This is a genomic window from Paenibacillus sp. OT2-17, assembly GCF_009827695.1.
In the GTDB taxonomy this organism is placed as follows: Bacteria; Bacillota; Bacilli; order Paenibacillales; family Paenibacillaceae; genus Paenibacillus; species Paenibacillus polymyxa_B.
Genome location: NZ_WUDQ01000874.1, coordinates 1 through 1,054, shown reverse-complemented (window position 1 = coordinate 1,054; position 1,054 = coordinate 1). Strand labels below are relative to the sequence as shown.

General features: G+C 45.2%; 1 protein-coding gene and 1 pseudogene. One reads left to right on the top strand and one right to left on the bottom strand.

All coding sequences use genetic code 11. The features are described from left to right. The coding region (locus GRP75_RS27825; RefSeq protein WP_160790988.1) for a DUF4181 domain-containing protein at positions 1-245 on the top strand (245 nt) is incomplete at its 5' end. A gap of 105 nt (positions 246-350) precedes the next feature. Here the strand turns inward: GRP75_RS27825 and GRP75_RS27820 are convergent. Then, a pseudogene (locus GRP75_RS27820) lies at positions 351-910 on the bottom strand (sigma-70 family RNA polymerase sigma factor). Between the last annotated feature and the right edge of the window lie 144 nt (positions 911-1,054).

The following is a 1,054-nucleotide window of genomic DNA, read 5'->3' as shown; positions in this document are numbered from 1 at the left end:
CAGATACGGATGGTTTTATCCCATACAGGTGGTTCATTGTGATTGGGGGTATTGTGGTAATTTTGTCAGCTTTTTTTGTTAAAGAACCTTATAAATATGTTTGGATTGGCGTATTACTTATTCTAATGTTCGGTGTTCGATCTATCTTCCAATGGAAATATATTCGAAGTTCACAAAAACATATTACTTCACTATTGATGATGGCCCTATCTGTAGTTGGTACAATTGTTTACGTTTTAATTTAACAAAAACCCGCACATTTGTGCGGTTATGAGCCAGCTTCCCCACTCTTGTCCTGTTCGCTCCCTACTTGCCGATCAGCGAGCCTATTTGCTACACTGATTTGACTTTCAATAGGCATTGTTCTTATCCATCCTTTCCAACGGGAGATTTCCCAATTGTTTTCGAAGCGACCGTAGGCCGGCATGATATCTAGACTTGACTGTACCCAACGGAATATCGAGTAATGTCGCAATCTCCTCCAGCGTATAATCGTGATAATAGCGGAGGATGATCACCGTTCGCTATTTATCGGTCAGCTTGTGCATGGCCCTCGATATCTCGGGATCTGTCCCATCCGTCCTCACCGTGGGCTGATCCCAATGATGCTCTTCCCGAGAAAAGACACGGATGCGTTCGAAAATTCGGAATCTCCTCCAGCTTTTCACCCGGAATCTTTGCACTTGTCGGATGACCAAGCCGTGCAGCCAGAAGTGGAAAGGACGATTCGCGAGGTCCACATTTGCATGTAGATCTCATTCATAATATCTTCGCGATCCTGCGGATGATCCACCAGAAAAGAGACGGTCCGGTAGACATCCTTATAGGTGGCATCATACAACGTGTGAAACGCCTGCTGATCTCCTTCGATCATTTTTGTGAGCACGTGGTACATAGATTCACTTTGCATTCAGAGGGCCCTCCTGAGTAAGCAGCTTACACCCTATATTGTCGCTCGATGGAAAAAAGGTTCGGTTTTTTGTGTTTTCGGTTGGGAGTCTATGTATTGCGGGAAGGCGAGCAGCGGCATGAAAGCGTGGAAGACATGTTGTTC